This window comes from Henriciella mobilis (assembly GCF_003576285.1).
Taxonomy (GTDB): domain Bacteria; phylum Pseudomonadota; class Alphaproteobacteria; order Caulobacterales; family Hyphomonadaceae; genus Henriciella; species Henriciella mobilis.
In genome coordinates this window covers 445,260-462,686 of record NZ_QWFX01000006.1, presented here as the reverse complement: position 1 = coordinate 462,686, position 17,427 = coordinate 445,260, and the positions used below count along the sequence as shown (strand labels likewise).

The window sequence follows — 17,427 nt, the reverse complement described above, 5'->3', positions numbered from 1 at the left end:
GACCAATGACCCGCATAGCGAAATACGCCATACCGGCCATGATCCTCGGACTCGTTCTCGCGGTGTCTTTTGCACTGCTGAGCGCGACATCCAAGGGGGGAAGTTCCGATCCGGTCGCAAAACTTGCCACAGGCACGCTTTCGAAGCTCGATGTTAGCGACCGCGGCAGGGCGATTTCAGGCGCAACTTTTGAGGGTCCGGACGGAGAATCGATGACGTTGGCGGATTTCGGCGGCAAGGTGACGCTGGTCAATTTCTGGGCGACCTGGTGTGGGCCTTGCGAACGGGAGATGCCGTCCCTTGCTGCACTGGAACGGGAAAAGGGCAGCGAAAAGTTCCAGGTTATCGCAATCAGTGTCGATGCCGCCGAGGACAAGGATTATGCCCGCGAACGCCTGGGCGAACTTACCAGTGGCGTACTCGATTTCTATTTCGCGCCGCCCGAAAACTGGGACATTGTCTATGAGAGTGGCGCCAAAGGATTTCCAACTACCGTAATCTACGATGCCAACGGCAAGGAAATTGCGCGGCTGGCCGGAGAGGCCAATTGGAATTCCTATGAAGCGGCCGCCCTGATCGACGCCATCACCGACTAGTTTACGCCGGACAGCTCAAGCTGAACTCGGGAAATCTGTGCCGCGACCTGGTCGACAGGGGCTGGCGCAGAGTTGGCCAGGGGCGCTTTCGGCCACATCGCTTTGAGCACGCCCAGTTCCTGACGGACTGAGTCGCCCGCGGGCCCCTCAAGATCGCCCGCATAGTCCTCTGCGACTGTCACGAAACCGTAAGCGTCCGCAAATTCCCCCGCATTGACAATCTCGCCATCTGTCACGCCGATGCGATACTCTTCAAGCGTGGTGTCGAGCAGAAAATTGAGGATGTCCTTGCTGGAACCGCCAACCTCGTCGGCCAGCACGGAAAGATTGTCTTCTGCTTCTGCGAGTTTGTCCTCGATCTCTTCGGACGCTGTTCCCGCCTCGAGGGCGTTCGATATTTCTACGAAGAGGTCAGCCTTGAACCCGCGCTCATCGAGACCGGCGCGCTCCTCAGCATGGGTTTCCGAAACAGGATGGAGCAGATGCTTGGCGGCCTGGTCGGGCGCACCGGCACGATAGAGCGCAAGACCTGCCGCAACATGGCCGCGCATGAAGGCCAGGCGATTCTCGATAGGCAGCGTATCCATGCCGTGCGCGCCATTCTCGCCGCCTTCGCCTTCACCGCCCTCACCGCTCTCGCCACCTTCTCCGGCATAACCCGCCTCGCCGGCATCGCCGGGCTGGCTCGTATCGCTGGATGCCTCACTGGAACTGTTGACCTGTGTTGCGGCATCATCTCCCTGGCCGCCGCAGGCGGCGAGGGACGTCGACCCGAGAAGGGCCGCCGTGAGACCGAAGCGAACCATGTCACGGGGCGTAAATGTCATTGCGGGCTCCAAGAATGTCTGGGATGTCTCTATAGTAACGTTCGTTTAATGCAATTCATTCTCAAGCTCAACGGCGGTTCCATGTATTTTTCAGTGCCCGGCCTTCTGACTGCGGAAGATGTCGCAAGGGTTGGGGAGAAAGCCGGCCAGCTCGACTGGGCCGATGGGCGCTCGACTGCAGGGCGCACAGCAAAGACGGTAAAATCGAACCTTCAAGCCGACATGAACAACGAGCTGGGTCTGGGCGTCCACGATTTCCTTATGCGCGCCATTTCGGGAAGCAGCCTGGTCAAGCGGCTCGCCCGGCCAAAACGATTCTCTCGTCTCATACTCAGCCGAACGGAGAATGGCGGGCATTACGGCTTTCACGTCGATAATGCCATCATGGGCAGGGATGGGCACCAGTTGCGGACCGATCTGTCCTTCACACTGTTCTTATCGGATCCTGGCTCCTATTCCGGCGGAGAGCTGAACCTTGCCATGTCTGCCGGCGACATCGACGTTAAACCAGAAGCCGGGACACTGATCCTCTACCCCTCCGGCGCCATTCACCAGGTCCGGCCTGTCACGTCGGGATCGAGGCTTGCCTGCATTGGCTGGATCGAAAGCCGGATCCAGCGGGCCGATCAGCGCGAACTCCTGTTCGACCTCGAAACCGTCCGCTCAAGCCTGAAGGCGGCCCATGCCGACCAGCGGCTTTTGCTCGACAAGTCGATATCCAATCTCACAAGGATGTGGGCGGATTAACTGCCGCGCGGTCGAAGCCGGAATGCGAATAGAAGCGTCTGCTGGCGGTCGCTGAAATTGTCATCAGCGATGATGAAGAGCCGGCGCTCACCATCTGGTCGATCCACGACAGCAATCCCCTCAAAATTATCGACGGTCAGCGGTTTGGACAGCCTCCCAAGCACGCGCATTGTGCCATCGTCTGCAGTCTCTGAAACCAAAATCGAATTGCCCGTCAGAGGGTTATAAGCCCTGTGCAGGCTGAAGAGCGTGCCATCCAGCGCATCAAGGCCGACGAGCGGCAAGCCTTCGCCGTCCAGCCAGGGCCGGGCGGCAAATTGAACCTCGCCGCCAGCATCGACGACTGCAACAGGTCCGAGCTGGTCGATCACGCTTTCCAGTCCGATCATGAGCCGGCCTGATTGCATGGAAAGCGCCTCGGCGCCGGAATTGTTACGGATTGACGATCCAAGCGAGGGTGGCGCGTCGGGGATCTCGGCGACAGGGACGGCCCGCGCATTGCTCCCGCAGATATCGCGTGCAAAGGCGATGACGCGGTGATGCCGCTCAAAACTGACAAGCGCGATATCACCCGAGAGTTCGAGGCCCTCGGCATCGGCCGCCAGCTTTCCCGTCAGGATTTCGCCGCTCTCATCCCGCAGAAAAGCGAGGTCAGCCCGCTCTGTGGGAGCAAGCGCATCCTGATCAAAGCCGATTTCGACGAACGCGCCCCCATCAGAAATTGCCAGCAGGTTGCCGCTCGTCATGACTTTCAGTCCCGACAAGCCGCCGAACGAGCTGGGCGAGGCCGACAAGGTCCAGCCGCCAAGAAAGTCCATACCGGGAAAGGCCTTGGCTACCGCGTCCGGCTCGCCCAACGAAACGGGCTCAGCCGACAAAAGAAACGACAGTTCAAAGCCGTCGTCCGGACCATTGGGGCATGACTGGCGAATGATGTCCTGGCGATGATCGGCAAGACGCCACACATTTTCATCAGGAAGCGGCGCGAACTGTTCAGGCGCAGCTCCTCGGCAGCTGCATGCCATCAACGCCGACAGAGCCAGACCCATACACGCCGACACCCTCATGGCTCACGCTCCCTGCAAGCGACGGCCGGGCTAAGCGGCCTAGGACTTGGATGCCTTCCGGGCAATCTCCTGGAAACTTGTCGTACGCACATCGCGTCCGGACCCGACTTTCGAGCCATAGCGCGGTCCGCCCGCACCTGAACCGGACACGCCGCTTGAAAAGCTTCGCGTCTCACCACGCAGAGGCGGCACGGACATCGCCGTCGGGTCTGGCGCGTTACCTTTCTCATCGAAGAGGCTGGCGAGCTGCTCCGTCATCGCGCCACCGAGCTGTTCGGCGTCAACGATGGTCACGGCCCGGCGATAGTACCTTGTCACATCATGGCCGATACCGATCGCGATGAGCTCGACCGGACTGCGGTTTTCTATCTCGGCAATGACCTGTCTGAGATGGCGCTCAAGATAGTTTCCGACATTCACGCTCAGCGTGGAATCGTCGACTGGCGCCCCGTCCGAAATCACCATCAGTATCTTGCGCTGTTCCGGGCGGCCGAGCAGTCGGTCATGTGCCCAGAGCAGCGCTTCGCCGTCGATATTTTCCTTCAGAAGCCCCTCACGCATCATCAGGCCGAGATTCTTCCGCGCCCGGCGCCATGGAGCATCCGCCGACTTGTAAATGATGTGGCGCAGGTCATTCAGGCGCCCCGGGCCAGCCGGCTTGTTCGCCTTGACCCAGTCCTCCCGGGACAGGCCGCCTTTCCAGGCCTTGGTTGTAAAGCCCAGAATCTCCACCTTGACGCCGCAACGCTCCAGCGTGCGGGCCAATATGTCGGCGCAGAGTGCCGCAACCATGATCGGGCGGCCGCGCATGGAACCGGAATTGTCCAGCAATAGCGTGACAACGGTATCGCGGAACTCGCTATCATCTTCCTGTTTGAACGAAAGCGGGACAGTTGGATCGGTGATCACCCGGGTCAGGCGCGCTGTATCCAGAACACCTTCCTCAAGGTCGAAGGACCAGGACCGGTTCTGCTGCGCCATCAGCCGGCGTTGCAGCCGGTTTGCCAACTTCGAAACGGCGCCCTGAAGCGACTGCAACTGATGGTCCAAATAGGCGCGCAGGCGCGTCAGCTCCTCTGCATCGCAAAGATCCGGCGCATTGGCGACTTCATCGTGGGCCTTCGTATAAACCCGGTAGACGAAGGACTGCTTTTCATCGCCGTCGCGGAAATTCGGCCGCAGCGGCTTCGACCCGTCATCGGTTTCGTCGACGTCCTCGTCACCTTCGGCCTCGGCGTCAGCATCAACTTCGACATTGCTTTCTTCGCCTTCGACTTCGTCGCTGTCGCCAGCCTCCATTTCCTCGGTGGAGGTGCCCTCGGTGTCTTCGCCGGAATCGGGTTCGTCGCTTGAGGTGTTCTGCTCTTCGGTTTCGGCCTCGTCTTCCGTCTCGCTTTCGTCTTCAGAGTCTTCACCGGACTCGTCGCCCTCGGTCAGATCCTTGATGAGCTTCTGAATGGTTTTCGCAAAAGCTCGCTGGTCATCGAGCTGATTGACCAGCGTTTCGAGCGACTCGCCACCGCGCTCATTGATCTCGTCGCGCCAGATCGAGGCAATGCCCTCAGCTTCAGGCGGTAGCGGGCGACCTGTTAGTTTTTCGCGCAACAGGAATTCGACAGCCGGCGCGATGGGCGCTTCGGTGCGGTCTTCCATACGCGTGTAGCCAGCCTTCTCGCACCGTGCAGCGAGCGCCGCATCGAGGTTGCGGGCCGTGCCGTCCATGGCCCGAGAGCCGATCGACTCGATCCGGGCGCGTTCTGCCGCATCATAAACCTGGCGCGCCATCTCACCTTGAGGCCGATCAGCATTATGGGCAACGGGGTCATGGTGCGCCATGCGAAGCGACAACGCGTCGGCCTCGCCGCGCGCGCGGGCAGCCTGCTGTTCAGTCAGTTCACGAGGCGGGGTTTGAAGGACCAGCCGATCGCCTTCGGCTCGTCCGGCCTCCGCACTGAACGATGCCTCGACGTCACGCGTCTGGCTCATCGCCTTGGCTGTTGCAGCAAGCGCCTGCTTGAAGAGTTCGAACGGCGTATCGTCGGTCTTGGCCATAGCAATCACATAGCGTGCCATGACGCCGTTGCGAAGACGCAACGCTGGGAAAAGCAGACAGGAATCCGCCCTCCGCAGCGTTATGCCCTTCAGGGGAATTATGATAAAAACTTCGCGTGTCAGGAGGGGACGCAAAAATGAGAGCAAGAAAGTGGATTCCGCTGGCGGCGGGCGCGACCGTTTTTTCTATGGCCAGCTGGGGGTTTGGGGGTGAGGATGTCGCTCAGGGACACCCTTGGCATCATGAAGATATCACCGAACGTGCCCTGACCGGGGCAGACGCATTGTACGCTGATCCGCCCGTCGAGTTTACGGCAAGCGCCGCCGCATCGATTGCCTGGCACGCGGATTTCATCGATTCCTATCTCTATAATCCAGTCTTTTGGGCCCAAGGCGCGTATCAAAGCGCTGCGATCCAGCGCACCAAAGCGGCCCTGGTTGGATTTAAGGATCTCGCGAAGCTCCACTTCGACGACACGTTTACCAATAGCGGTTTGCAGGCCAATTGGGAGCGCTATGCGATGGGCACGCTCATTGGCCTGGTCTGGGCATCGGAGCTTCCGGAGAATGAAGGGATCGCGGCCGGCCACAACATTCTCGGTGTCTCATTTCATTCCGTGCAGGACTTCTATTCCCATTCAAGTTGGGAATCCGACACGCGTTATCGATGCCTGACCTACTTTCAGACACCCAAGGACCAGCGCGACCGCCTGAATCTATACTCGGGCGCTTATGAAAAGGCGTCCTCCGGCGCACCGGCTCATCACGGGTCATACTCGCTCTCGTGCAGCATCCTGCGGGGCGACGACATGGATTCGGCCCTCGGCACGCTGTGTGGTGGTCTGTCCCCACTCCAGAATACGAGCATTTGCGACAAGTTTCGCGCCTGCAGCGGTGCAGAGCAGGTGATCGCCCGCCTGGAAGACCCAGTCTCAGACGGCCAGACGACAATCTGGACCAACCCTCCGGGCATTGCCATCGATAATACCGCCCTCACCCGCGCACAGGCTCCCAATCGGGGGCTGATCGGCGCAGACGGGCAGTTTCTCGATGGCAAGGACGGTATCCATTTTCCGAAGGAGCGTTGCACCACCATCATCGCATCGGAGGGCGGCTCGGTCTGCCAGGCGGGTGGCCACGAAGATGCCGACCTTGTGTTCGCGGCCGGCAAGGACGTCGCGATCCGCGCAACGCAGGAATGGGCCGACTATCTCGAAACCCAGATGAACAAGCTCGGCAAGGGTGCCTTCTGGAACAAGCTCAAGACCCGCGGCTCAGCAGATGCCGCCCGTTACGCTCAGTTCGAGGACTTCTCCAAGCTGCCCTACCAGTTCCTGGCCGCTGGCGATTACCCGATTGGCAATCCGCGCCGGGATCTTGATCAGCCGGCATCTGCGGCTCGCGGATGGTTCCTGCGCCTGCGAATTCGCACCGCCGACGAAATCGGCGCGGGCACCGATGCGGATATCTATGCCCGCGTCACCACAGAGAGCGGCACGCAAGATGTCCTGCTGGACTACCTGCCCACCGACGACAAGGACGGCAGGACAACAAACCGGTTGCTAGTCTACAATGACTTCGAACGCGGGGACGATGACGTCTACACTATCGGCCCTTTTCAATCCCGTCCGGTTTCGATCGCCTTACACAACGAATCAGCCGGTTTCACAGATGTCCTCGATGCCTTGGCTACTGATTTTACGAACGGCGTCAGCGAAACACTGACAGATGCACGGCAGGCGCTGATCAGCCTGATTGGCGGCAAACCCGACTTCGTCGGTTCGCGGAACAGAAATTATACCGCCGAAACACTGAAGAAGCGCATGAGTGGCGGTCAGTTTTCAGACTCGCTGGATGTCGATGGTGGCGATGAAGGCCACCATGCTGTTCACTTCACCATCCGTGACCGTTCATCCACGCTGACGGAAGACGAACGCGAAGATGGCTGGGTCGCCGCGGAGGTGAGGCTCGTCAAGCTCCATACAATCGAGGAATCTGAGGTCGACCGCGGTTCGGATTCCGACGAGCCATTCGTCATTTTTCATATCGCCCCACTGAACGGCCTGCAGAACCAGTCTTACACGTATTTGTCTGCGCCCTTCGAAGACATGGACGATGATGAAGAGGAACCGTTCCCGTCCAATGACAAGACCCGTCGAACCATCAAGATTCCGCCCGAAGGAATCCTGGTTTTATCGACCGCCGTCTACGAAAGCGATGACGAAACCATCGGTGACCGCCGAACACTCATGGCCGAATTCGTCACCGGCATGGATGAGGCAACACAGCGCCCGGCCTCCGAGTTCACGGATGCGCTCGGCCGGTCGATCGCAGAGGACTGGGTTGTCGACTCCATTGAGGCCTACGCATTCCACCGCAGCGCTCATCCACTCGCCGGGCCAGTTCTGGCGCGCACCCAGGTCGGCGAAATTGACGGCGACGAAACCAGCGAGGCCTATGTCCTCGACTGGAGCCAACTGACCGATTTCGCGGCCGCCGGCGTCGATCCGATTCTGAGCCTGGAAGCCGAAGCCCCAAGCGCGAAGGCAGTGCTTGAAGGCAAGTGGCATTCCAACAAGTTCCAGTGCGGGGGCGAACTACCCTATGTCCGTGTCGAAATCGACCTGAAGGAAGACGACACGCCACGCGATATCATCGCCCGCAAGATCGATGCGGAAGGCGACGAGTGCATTAATGAGGAAGATGGCGAAGAGGGCCAGACCTTCCGCGGCCGCTTTGAGGATGGTGTGATCATCGGCGAGCGCTTTATCAGGCCTCCGCCGGAACACCGTCCGATGGAATACGACCCCGACTCTCGGCCGCTCGATCGCATGCCCAATTACGCCGATACAGCTGACGATCCACAAATCAAACTGGAAGGCAACTGGTTCGTTACCTGGAGCAATTCTGACGAAACGCCCGCGTTGGTTGCTCTGACCAAGGGCGGGTCTCGCAAGTGCTGGGACTACGAAGATGGCTGCTGGTACCACTGGAAGCGCGAGCCTGATGCCGCATGGAAGGCCATCCTTTTCCAGCCCGACGGCTCAAGCAGCTCGTCTGACGAGATTACCATGTCTGCCGGCGGCGCAATGACTGTTGACTGGTCTTATTCCCACCTTGGGAACTGGGGCGGCAAATCCACGCTTCAGGCCTCAGACAATTCGATTCGTGGCTCATGGCGATACAGCGACGAGGATAATGGTGAGGAACACTGGGTCAGGATCAACAGCGCGATCAACGAGGTCGAAGTGCGCCATGGCGACGAGATCGAAAGAAAGCCGGTTGGCGAGCCTGTCACAGTGCGCACCCAGTGGCGCAACACGACCTATCACATGCGCGGCAATCGCTCAGGCTTCAGCATCCGATTCTTCGGGCCAAACCTGTGGGGCGTGCAGCGCGTTTTCATGCCGCGTTATCGAGACATCGAAGTGAGCGGAATGCGCTATGTCTGCGAATGGGACGGCGAAACCGGCTATGAAAGCCACCCCAATTGGGGCGTCTGCATTAACCAGGGCGGCGTTCGCGGCATTCAGGTGAATTTGAACGTCTGGCCAAAAGCAACAACCGGCCCGCATGAAATCTTCATCAATGGCGAAGCGATACCTTTCAACCTCGTCGTAGAAAACGAACCGCTACGGTATCCGGAGTGGCAACCGATGAAGATGGAATTCCAGTCCTGCTCGGTCCTGCAGGAGGTCGACCGGGGCTGGGACGATCAGCCGTTCAGGTTGGTCCGGCAGGATTTCAGACCTCGCGAGGAACGAGGCGAGGACTGACGGGCGTCAGGCGACACGCACCATCAACGCGCTTTCCGGCAGCTCCTCATTGAAGCAACGCTGGTACATCTCTGCGACCAGTGGCCGCTCAAGTTCGTCGCACTTGTTGAGGAAGGTCATCCGGAATGAGTGACCGAGGTCTCCAAAGATCTTGTAGTTCTCCGCCCAAGTGATCACCGTCCGCGGGCTCATCACGGTCGAAATATCGCCGTTCATGAAAGCGTTCCGTGTGAGATCTGCCAGCCGCACCATCTTTGACAGCAGTTCCTTGTCGAGGTCTGGTGCTTTGGTCGCAACGATCTCCACCTCGGCATCGTGCTCGAGATAGTTCAGGGTGGTCACAATGCTCCAGCGGTCCATCTGGCCCTGATTGAGCTGCTGGGTACCGTGGTAAAGACCCGTCGTATCGCCAAGGCCGACCGTGTTTGTGGTTGCAAACAGCCGGAAATAGGGGTTTGGCGAGATGACGCGGTTCTGGTCGAGTAGGGTGAGGCGGCCCGAGGCCTCCAGCACGCGCTGGATAACGAACATCACATCAGGCCGGCCGGCATCATACTCGTCAAAAGTGATCGCAACCGGACGCTGCAGCGCCCAAGGAAGGATGCCCTCACGGAATTCGGTCACCTGCTTGCCGTCGCGCAGGACAATCGCGTCCTTGCCGACCATGTCGATCCGGCTGACATGGCTGTCGAGGTTGATCCGGATCATCGGCCAGTTCAGCCGCGCGGCGACCTGCTCGATATGGGTCGACTTGCCGGTACCGTGATAGCCCTGAACCATCACTCGGCGATTGTGTTCGAACCCGGCAAGGATCGCCATCGTCGTCTGGGGATCGAACCGGTAAGCTTCATCGATTTCCGGAACGTACTCCGTCTTCTCCTTGAAGCCATGAACGACCATGTCCGTTTCGATGCCAAAAACGTCTCGGACCTTGATTTCTTCTGTTGGCTCAAGGCCGGTCAGAGCATCCGTGTCGCTGGTCAGGCTCATAGCATCTTTTCTCCGAACATCACTTCTCGTCTGTGAGATGGGGTTCTAACACGCGAATGGAATGCGACTAGTGCGACGCAGCGTAAAGATCAATTACCCGATTTCCAGACGACTTTGGCGAGAGCGACTGTCACTAAAGGGCCTGGAAGAGGAACCCCATCAAAGGACAGGATCTGCAGCTCGCAGTGAAAAATGACCCAGGACAATCTCGCAACCTGGCTCCGCGCTGGTGATCGGCCAAAAAAAATGCGCCCCAAGGGACGCATTTTTATTTCGTGAGCCGAAGGCAATTAGGCTTCGACACCCTCTGCCTTCTTCGCGATATCGCGCTTGATCTTCAGTGCCTTCTCGGAAAGCTTTTCGTCCTTCGCTTTTGCGAGGTAAGCGTCCAGCCCGCCCAACTTGTCGACGGTGCGCAGGGTCTTGGCCGCGATCCGCATCGGAAAGGCACGGTCCAGCGCTTCGGAGCGCAAGGTAACTCTCACCAGATTCGGCAGGAACCGGCGTTTGGTCTTGATGTTCGAGTGGCTGACATTGTGGCCGATAATCGGCTTGACGCCAGAAAGTTCGCATTCGCGTGCCATGGGGCGCTCGCTCAATCTATGTGATAGGAGTAAATCTGAAGCGGCGCTCATACGCGGCGCGGCGGCATCCGTCAACCGCCAGGCTCAGCATCAGCGGCATGGCGCAACAGTGATTTATTTGCGGCAAATGGAAGGCCCCCCTGTTCAGGTCTCATTCTGGAAGGCACATATAGGGTCTATCGGTCGATAGGAGATAATGAAGGACATTCGCGACCATGAAAAAACTGATCGCTGCAACCAGTCTCGTTGCCCTTGTCTCGGCCGGAGCCGTCATGGCCGACACGGTGCCAGACGCATCCCCGCTTACCGCCATCAAGTCTGGTGAGCCCATTCGCATGACCTACGAGGTCAAGGCATCAGCATGGGCGCTGATCATACCGATTACGGGCAAAGCCAATTTCCGGCTGGACATGAAGCCAAACACCTACGCCATCAAGGGCAAGGTGAAGACGACCGGTCTCGCTGACATCCTCGTCAATTACGACATGGATCTCGCTGCAAGTGGCTACGTTCGTGACGATGAACTTCAGACCTACGCCTATGTCTCACAGAACAATGACGGCAAGAAAAACCGTCGGGTCGAGATGACCTATGGGCAAAGCGATGTTGCAATGACAGCAACCCCAGCGTTCGGCAATCTTGGCGAACCGCCGGCGACGCCCGAGCAAAAGCTCGATGCGCGCGACCCGCTGACCGCCTTTCTCGGACATGGCTTCATTCCGCGCGCCGCGGGCGACGACCCATGCGGCGGACCGATGAAAATCTTCGACGGGCGCCAGCTGACCTGGCTTCACTTCGAGAACCACGGCCTGAAGAAGGTGAAGACGGACGGTTTCAAGGGTGAGGCCTATGAGTGCCACGTCTCCATGGACAAGATCGCCGGATACAAGAAGGGCGAAGCCAACAAGGATACGCTCACCGGTATCGATGGCCCGCTCCGGATGTGGATGGCGCCCTTGCCGAACGGCACAATCATGCCCGTCAAGATCCAAGCGGACACCGACAAGATTGGTACCGTGACGCTGCAGGTTTCGAAGCTGAAATTCGAGCCGCTGGAAACGGAAGTCGCCGCAGGGTCGAACTAGTCTCGAGGCGCCCGGCGGCCCTGCGCGCCCGCGTTGACCAGAAGTGGCGGCGCGGGCTAAGGGCACTGTTATGGCTCTCCACCCCTTCAAGATAAGCACTTGGAACATCAATTCGGTCCGCCTGCGCGCGCCGAATGTCCAGCAATTCCTCAAAGCTGAAGCACCAGACGTTCTCTGCCTTCAGGAGATCAAGTGCCAGACCGGCGAGTTTCCGGCGAAGGCCTTTAATGAGGTTGGATACACTCATCACCAGGTTCTGGGGCAGGGCGGCGGACATCACGGCGTCGCAATCGTTTCGCGCCACCCGATCGAAACCCTTGAACCACAGCCGCTTTGCCGGGAGGGACATGCCCGGGTACAAGCAGCGCGGATTGAGGGCTTCGAGATTCACAATATCTATCTGCCGGCTGGCGGCGACGTACCGGATCCGGACGAGAACGACAAATTTGCACACAAGCTGGACTTCCTGGCCAGCATGGCGCGTGACTACTCAGCGCTGGCGTCAGACGCCTCCCCCCGAATCCTGGTTGGCGACCTGAATGTCGCGCCTCACGAGAATGACGTCTGGTCGCACAAGCAGCTGCTGAAGATCGTCTCGCATACACCGGCGGAAACAGAAGCCCTTGAAAAGGCGCGCGAGGCGGGAGGTTTTTTTGACATCGCGCGGGAACTTCATGACGACGGCCAGAAACTCTACACTTGGTGGTCTTACCGCGCCAAGGACTGGGCAGCATCCAATCGCGGGCGCCGGCTCGATCACATCTGGGCCAATGATGCGGCCATGGGCCTGGCCGACCTCGACAGCTATTCGATCCACCTGGCTTGGCGCGGCGGCTGGAAGCCATCCGACCACGCGCCCGTCAGTTCGAGCTTTCAGCGCCCCTAACCGGCGTGCAGGCGGTAGCCGCCGGTTTCCGTGAGAAGAAGTCTGGCGTTGGCGGGATCGGGTTCAATCTTCTGGCGCAGCCGGTAAACATGCGTTTCCAGCGTGTGAGTGGTGACCGCAGCATTGTAACCCCAGACCTCTGAAAGAAGCTCATCGCGCGGCACTGACTTTCCACCCGCTCGATAGAGATATTTCAGGATGTTGGTTTCCTTCTCCGTCAGCCGGATCTTGCGTTCATCCTCGCGCACCAACAGCTTCATCGCCGGATGAAACTCGTACGGGCCGAGCATGAAAGTCGCATCTTCGCTCTGCTCGAAACTGCGAAGGTGAGCTCGCACGCGCGCGAGCAGAACTGAAAAGCGGAAGGGTTTGGTTACATAGTCATTCGCACCAGAGTCGAGGCCGAGGATGGCATCGGCGTCTGTATCCTGGCCCGTCAGCATCAGGATCGGGGCACGCACACCGCGGGCCCTCATCAATTTGCAGGCCTCGCGACCATCCATGTCAGGCAGTTCGACATCAAGGAGAATGAGGTCGAGGCGGTCACTTTCCGCTCGGGACAGAGCCTCGGATGCTGTTGCCGCTTCTACAGTTTCGAAACTGTCGTGTACCCCGAACTGTTCGGCGAGAGCAGCGCGCAGGTCTTCGTCGTCATCGACAAGCAGGATTGTCTTCTTGCTCATCATTGGCCATCTCCAAGGCTGGGTAGTGAATGAAACTGCGTTGCAAACCGGATGCACGCTATCAGCAAATCTTTAGATGACGGTCATATCACATTTTTGGGAGCGATCTCGTGACGGCACACTTTAGGGCATCTGGAAATGGCAATCTCGTGGGCGAGGGCCTTGCCATGAATTGCGCCTATGGCAAGAGCGGCATGATCGATGCGAGCGTGAAGGCTGAAGGTGACGGCGCTTCGCCCGTTGGACTCTGGGCAATGAAACGAGTGTTCTGGCGGCCCGACCGGCTGGCTCGGCCCCAAACCGGCCTGACGACCGTCCCGCTGCGGCCCCATGATGGGTGGTGCGATGCACCGAACGATCCCATGTACAACAGGCCAGTCCGCCTGCCTTACCCTGCGAGTTGCGAACGTCTGTGGCGCGAGGATCCGGTCTACGACGTCATCGTCGAACTCGACCACAATTCTGCGCCCGTTATCCCCGGCGCCGGCAGCGCCATCTTCTTCCATCTGGCTCATGACGACTATCGCAGCACCGAGGGCTGCATTGCGGTCTCAAAGTCCGACATGCTGGAAGTGCTGTCGCGCTGCGGTCCGGGCAGCATCCTTGAAATTGCTGACTAGTCGGATTCCCGCTCGCCGAAGAAAGCGCTGCCCACACGAACATGAGTCGCACCGAATGATGCTGCCAAAGCGTAATCGGCGCTCATTCCCATTGAGAGCTTCTCAAGTCCATGCCGCGCCGCCAGCTTCGACAGCAACGCAAAATGCGGCCCGGCCGGCTCATCGACCGGCGGAATGCACATCAAACCAACCAGTCGCCCAGGATAGGTGTCTCGCGTGAGGGCGACGAGGTCAGCCAGGCCGGACGGCAACACGCCGGCCTTCTGCGGCTCCTGGCCGGTGTTGACCTGGATAAACACATCCGGTGTGCGACCGATCTTCTCTGCAGCCTGCGCAAGTGTTCGCACAATCTTCGGCCGGTCGACTGTCTGGATAACATCGAACAATGCGACCGCATCCTCGGATTTGTTGCTTTGCAACGGCCCAATGAGGTGGAGCGTCAATCCCTCGATATCACGACGACCGCCCCAATGCTCCTGAGCTTCCTGAACACGGTTCTCACCAAAAATCCGGTGCCCGCATTCAAGCGCTGCTTCAATTCGCTCATCGGGCTGGCGCTTGGATACGGCGATCAGTTCGACAGGATGATCGGCGACCGCCCCGATCGAAGACTGGATGGAGGCGCGGTTGGCGGCTATCGTATCGGCAAGGGCAGTGCTAGGCATGAGCGCGATGAAGCATGAAGCTGCGGCCGACCGCAAGTTCAGGAATGCCGTGCGTATCGCGCAAGGCCACCTGCAGCCATCTTTGCCGGCCGGGCTTTTCGTCACCGATCCCGAACGAACGCCTGACCTGCTTGAAACGATTGAGGCGCTGCCCGATGGAATTGGCGTCTTGTTCAGGCATTTCGGCCGGCCTGACCAATTAAAACTCGCGCCGCAGCTGGGCAAACTTTGTCGCGCACAGTTTCGGCAGCTTATCGTGAGCGCGGATCCGCTTCTTGCTATCCGTATTGGTGCGGGCGGTGTTCACTGGCCTGCCCGGCTTACACTTGCCGCCACCAAAGTCCTGCGCTCCCAGAAGCTTGGCATACAGACAATGAGCGTCCACTCAGTCGAAGAGTTGCGCCGCGCGCGATGCCTGGGGATGGACGCGATTCTGGTATCTGCGATTTTCCGATCTGACAGCCCAAGCGCAGGAACGCCAATCGGGCTTTCACGGCTTGCCTCATTCGGGCGCAACGCCGGAATGGCCGTCTACGCGCTGGGAGGGGTCACATCAGAAAATGCCGAGCGTGTCAGCAAACTGTCGGGCTTCGCCTCGGTATCAGGACTGGGCGAAGTCTACAGGCCGGAAGCTTAGAACTTAAAAGCAGACCGCAGACGGATGCCAGTTTCAACCGCCTCATCCTGCAACTGGTCGAAAGCTCCGTTGAGCTCGTTCGCGCCAACACTGACGGAACCGCCAACACTTATGCGCGGCGTAATACGAAACTCTGCACCGGCGCGCATTTCCTCACGGGCCAGCGGCGAATCGTCTGGGCGAGACGTTAGGTCGACGCTAAGTTGCCACTTGTCGCCCTTGACCCAGGCAAGCCGCACTTCCTTGCTCGGGCTCGTCTGCCAGATTGGCATTTCGCTTGACGGCGAACTCAAAGTGAACTGGCGATACCAGTCGGGCTCAGCCTCGTCAGTCTCTGCAGCCGTGGGAGCACCCAGCTCAACGGGCTCGGCCTGCGCGACCGCATGGCCCGCAGCGCAAAGCGCAATCGCTGAAACTGTTGCTATTCTCAGTCGCATGACTCACCTTCTCGTCCCCAATTAAGCAGTAAAACGCGTTAAGAGAAGATTAATTGCTGTTTATCCTCAAGAAATCGCCCTTCAGTGTGATTTCTACCACAACACCCCGGCCCCCAAAGTCTCCGCCCGCAGATGAGAGGGCCTCATCCTGGTACGCAACTGCAAGCTCCAGACCATTTGCAATGTCACGACGCGCGGCAAGGCTTATGCCATCACCCAACAGGCCCGCAAGATCATCCTCTGCCTCACCATAGTTGAGCGAAATCTCCGTATCGGCCAGTTCTGTTGCGACGCCAATCTCCCAAGCCGTGTAGTCGGCGCCAGCAAAGCCATTGTCGCTTTTGATCCAGGATCCACCGACCTCGAAGCTGTCGAATTCGAGATTGGCGCCCGCCGACCATGTTCCAACACGGTCGCGCGCGCTGGAACCAGCAAAGTCAATTCCGGCGCTGGACCAGGCTAATCCCGCATCGATTCGGACGCCAGAGTCACGCAGCCGCCGCGACAAGTTCAGCGCTAATTCTACCGCATCGGAGAGGTCGGCAGACATGTCCCGTACATTCCGATCCAACCCCGCCGCCTCTGCGTCCGGGGTAAAGGATGCGCCCGCGCGGAGGCCCAAAATTCGGGGCGTAGCATAGCTAATTTTTGCTGATGGGCCGGTCAGGTCATGATTGGTCCGGATAATCTTGATGCCGTCTGGATCGAGATACGCGTTGCTAATCGACGCGTGAGTCAGAGCGCTCGGAGCGCCCTCGAAGAACCGCGCTGCGGCTCCACGATCGCGGCCAATGCGCAACTCGCCATAACCGCCATCGAACTCAAGATACGCCGCCTCAAGCTGGCCGCGCGCACCCGTATCTCTCGTCGATCCCTCTCCTGAAAGGCCGGAATAAGCACCACTAGGCCCGGGCGCTCCACCAAACCGACCGAGGAAACCGGGCCGCGCCGGATGATCACGCTGTCCACGAAGTGTAAGCCTGCCGCCGATCTGAAGCCCATTCTGGAGAACCTTTTCAAACCGGTTGTCCAGCGTGACTTCATAAAGAACGTCCTCGCTATCGGTCCCCGCCCTGGTGTCATGGAACGCCGCAATGACGGTTACGGCTTCAAGATCGGACTCGAACTCGATCGGCGCCGATTGCGCCATGGCCAATGGAGAAAGCGCCGCTCCAGCAAGCATTGCGCCGCCCAATACCGTAATCCTCATGCCTTGGTCTCCAATAGTTTCTGCCGCCGACCGCAGAACGGCTCTGGTCCGTGAAGTCCCAAATGCTATACAGACCCGGAATGATAAAGATATTGCCGACAGGATCCGTGTCATGAAGCGTACAATCCAGACGTTTGTTGCAGTCGCCAGCGCCTTTGCCCTCTCCGGCTGCCTATTCGGAGGCGGGAGCGGTGACCAGCAATCCAGCGTCGTCCAGGACCTCCGCGGCGGGGTGAACCCCTATCTCTGGCGCGCCAGCCTCGATACGCTGAGCACATTGCCGCTCGATGGCGCCGATCCCGTTGGCGGCATCATCAACTATGACTGGAAATCCTATCCGGGTGCGGAAGGCGAGCGGATCAAGGCAACAGTCTACATCCTAGATTCCCGGCTTCGCGCCGACGGCGTCAAGGTTTCGGTTTTCCGCCAGGTCAATGACAATGGCGAATGGCGCGACGCGGAAGTTGATCCGGAAACCGGAATCCAGCTTGAGAATGCGATTTTGACGCGCGCACGCGTTCTGAAATCTTCTGAGCTCAGCTAACCAGTCCACACTGAAGAAAAT

At 59.2% G+C, this 17,427-nt stretch carries 17 protein-coding genes; 8 read left to right on the top strand and 9 right to left on the bottom strand.

Annotated elements, in window-relative coordinates:
* Window positions 1–5 precede the first annotated feature (5 nt).
* Complete coding sequence (locus D1223_RS07050) at window positions 6–596, top strand: TlpA family protein disulfide reductase (protein ID WP_119375706.1); 591 nt, start codon at window positions 6–8, stop codon at window positions 594–596.
* Here the strand turns inward: D1223_RS07050 and D1223_RS07045 are convergent.
* Window positions 593–1,423 carry a hypothetical protein gene (locus D1223_RS07045; RefSeq protein ID WP_119375705.1) on the bottom strand — a complete coding sequence of 277 codons (831 nt, stop codon included), beginning with the start codon at window positions 1,421–1,423 and terminating at the stop codon, window positions 593–595. The genes D1223_RS07050 and D1223_RS07045 overlap by 4 nt on opposite strands.
* Window positions 1,424–1,471: 48 nt before the next feature.
* Between D1223_RS07045 and D1223_RS07040 the strand changes: the two genes are divergently transcribed.
* A complete protein-coding gene (locus D1223_RS07040; RefSeq protein WP_233353070.1) occupies window positions 1,472–2,170 on the top strand; it encodes a Fe2+-dependent dioxygenase in 699 nt (232 codons plus the stop codon).
* Here D1223_RS07040 and D1223_RS07035 read toward each other — a convergent pair.
* Window positions 2,167–3,135: an esterase-like activity of phytase family protein gene (locus D1223_RS07035; protein ID WP_158588428.1), complete on the bottom strand. Its 969-nt coding sequence runs from the start codon at window positions 3,133–3,135 to the stop codon at window positions 2,167–2,169. The genes D1223_RS07040 and D1223_RS07035 overlap by 4 nt on opposite strands.
* A 141-nt stretch (window positions 3,136–3,276) precedes the next feature.
* Complete coding sequence (gene cobT, locus D1223_RS07030) at window positions 3,277–5,289, bottom strand: cobaltochelatase subunit CobT (protein ID WP_119376073.1); 2,013 nt, start codon at window positions 5,287–5,289, stop codon at window positions 3,277–3,279.
* Between the two features lie 137 nt (window positions 5,290–5,426).
* On the opposite strand from cobT, the gene D1223_RS07025 reads away from it, so the two are divergent.
* Window positions 5,427–9,065, top strand: coding sequence for a hypothetical protein (locus D1223_RS07025; RefSeq protein ID WP_147372708.1), 3,639 nt, complete (start codon window positions 5,427–5,429; stop codon window positions 9,063–9,065).
* A 6-nt stretch (window positions 9,066–9,071) separates the two neighbouring features.
* Here D1223_RS07025 and cobS read toward each other — a convergent pair whose 3' ends face one another.
* Together cobS and rpmB are read right to left on the bottom strand one after the other, a co-directional pair.
* Window positions 9,072–10,055 carry a cobaltochelatase subunit CobS gene (gene cobS, locus D1223_RS07020; RefSeq protein WP_119375702.1) on the bottom strand — a complete coding sequence of 328 codons (984 nt, stop codon included), beginning with the start codon at window positions 10,053–10,055 and terminating at the stop codon, window positions 9,072–9,074.
* A 290-nt stretch (window positions 10,056–10,345) separates the two neighbouring features.
* Window positions 10,346–10,639: a 50S ribosomal protein L28 gene (gene rpmB, locus D1223_RS07015; RefSeq protein ID WP_119375701.1), complete on the bottom strand. Its 294-nt coding sequence runs from the start codon at window positions 10,637–10,639 to the stop codon at window positions 10,346–10,348.
* A 215-nt stretch (window positions 10,640–10,854) separates the two neighbouring features.
* Between rpmB and D1223_RS07010 the strand changes: the two genes are divergently transcribed.
* Both D1223_RS07010 and D1223_RS07005 read left to right on the top strand, forming a co-directional pair.
* A complete protein-coding gene (locus D1223_RS07010; protein WP_119375700.1) occupies window positions 10,855–11,724 on the top strand; it encodes a DUF3108 domain-containing protein in 870 nt (289 codons plus the stop codon).
* A gap of 70 nt (window positions 11,725–11,794) precedes the next feature.
* Entirely contained in the window at window positions 11,795–12,610 is an 816-nt protein-coding gene (locus D1223_RS07005; RefSeq protein ID WP_119375699.1) for an exodeoxyribonuclease III, read from the top strand.
* Here D1223_RS07005 and D1223_RS07000 read toward each other — a convergent pair.
* Window positions 12,607–13,296 carry a response regulator transcription factor gene (locus D1223_RS07000; RefSeq protein WP_119375698.1) on the bottom strand — a complete coding sequence of 230 codons (690 nt, stop codon included), beginning with the start codon at window positions 13,294–13,296 and terminating at the stop codon, window positions 12,607–12,609. The genes D1223_RS07005 and D1223_RS07000 overlap by 4 nt on opposite strands.
* A 107-nt stretch (window positions 13,297–13,403) precedes the next feature.
* On the opposite strand from D1223_RS07000, the gene D1223_RS06995 reads away from it, so the two are divergent.
* Window positions 13,404–13,913, top strand: a complete 510-nt coding sequence (locus D1223_RS06995) for a L,D-transpeptidase family protein (protein WP_233349443.1) — start codon at window positions 13,404–13,406, stop codon at window positions 13,911–13,913.
* On the opposite strand, the gene D1223_RS06990 is transcribed toward D1223_RS06995, so the two are convergent.
* Window positions 13,910–14,578 carry a YggS family pyridoxal phosphate-dependent enzyme gene (locus D1223_RS06990; protein ID WP_119375697.1) on the bottom strand — a complete coding sequence of 223 codons (669 nt, stop codon included), beginning with the start codon at window positions 14,576–14,578 and terminating at the stop codon, window positions 13,910–13,912. The genes D1223_RS06995 and D1223_RS06990 overlap by 4 nt on opposite strands.
* Between D1223_RS06990 and D1223_RS06985 the strand changes: the two genes are divergently transcribed.
* Entirely contained in the window at window positions 14,577–15,215 is a 639-nt protein-coding gene (locus D1223_RS06985; RefSeq protein ID WP_158588427.1) for a thiamine phosphate synthase, read from the top strand. The genes D1223_RS06990 and D1223_RS06985 overlap by 2 nt on opposite strands.
* On the opposite strand, the gene D1223_RS06980 is transcribed toward D1223_RS06985, so the two are convergent.
* Entirely contained in the window at window positions 15,212–15,652 is a 441-nt protein-coding gene (locus tag D1223_RS06980; protein WP_119375696.1) for an NtrZ family periplasmic regulatory protein, read from the bottom strand. The two genes, D1223_RS06985 and D1223_RS06980, sit on opposite strands and share 4 nt — an antisense overlap.
* A gap of 49 nt (window positions 15,653–15,701) precedes the next feature.
* A complete protein-coding gene (locus D1223_RS06975) occupies window positions 15,702–16,862 on the bottom strand; it encodes a porin (protein WP_158588426.1) in 1,161 nt (386 codons plus the stop codon).
* Between the two features lie 112 nt (window positions 16,863–16,974).
* On the opposite strand from D1223_RS06975, the gene D1223_RS06970 reads away from it, so the two are divergent.
* Window positions 16,975–17,406, top strand: a complete 432-nt coding sequence (locus D1223_RS06970) for a DUF3576 domain-containing protein (RefSeq protein WP_119375694.1) — start codon at window positions 16,975–16,977, stop codon at window positions 17,404–17,406.
* Window positions 17,407–17,427: the final 21 nt, after the last annotated feature.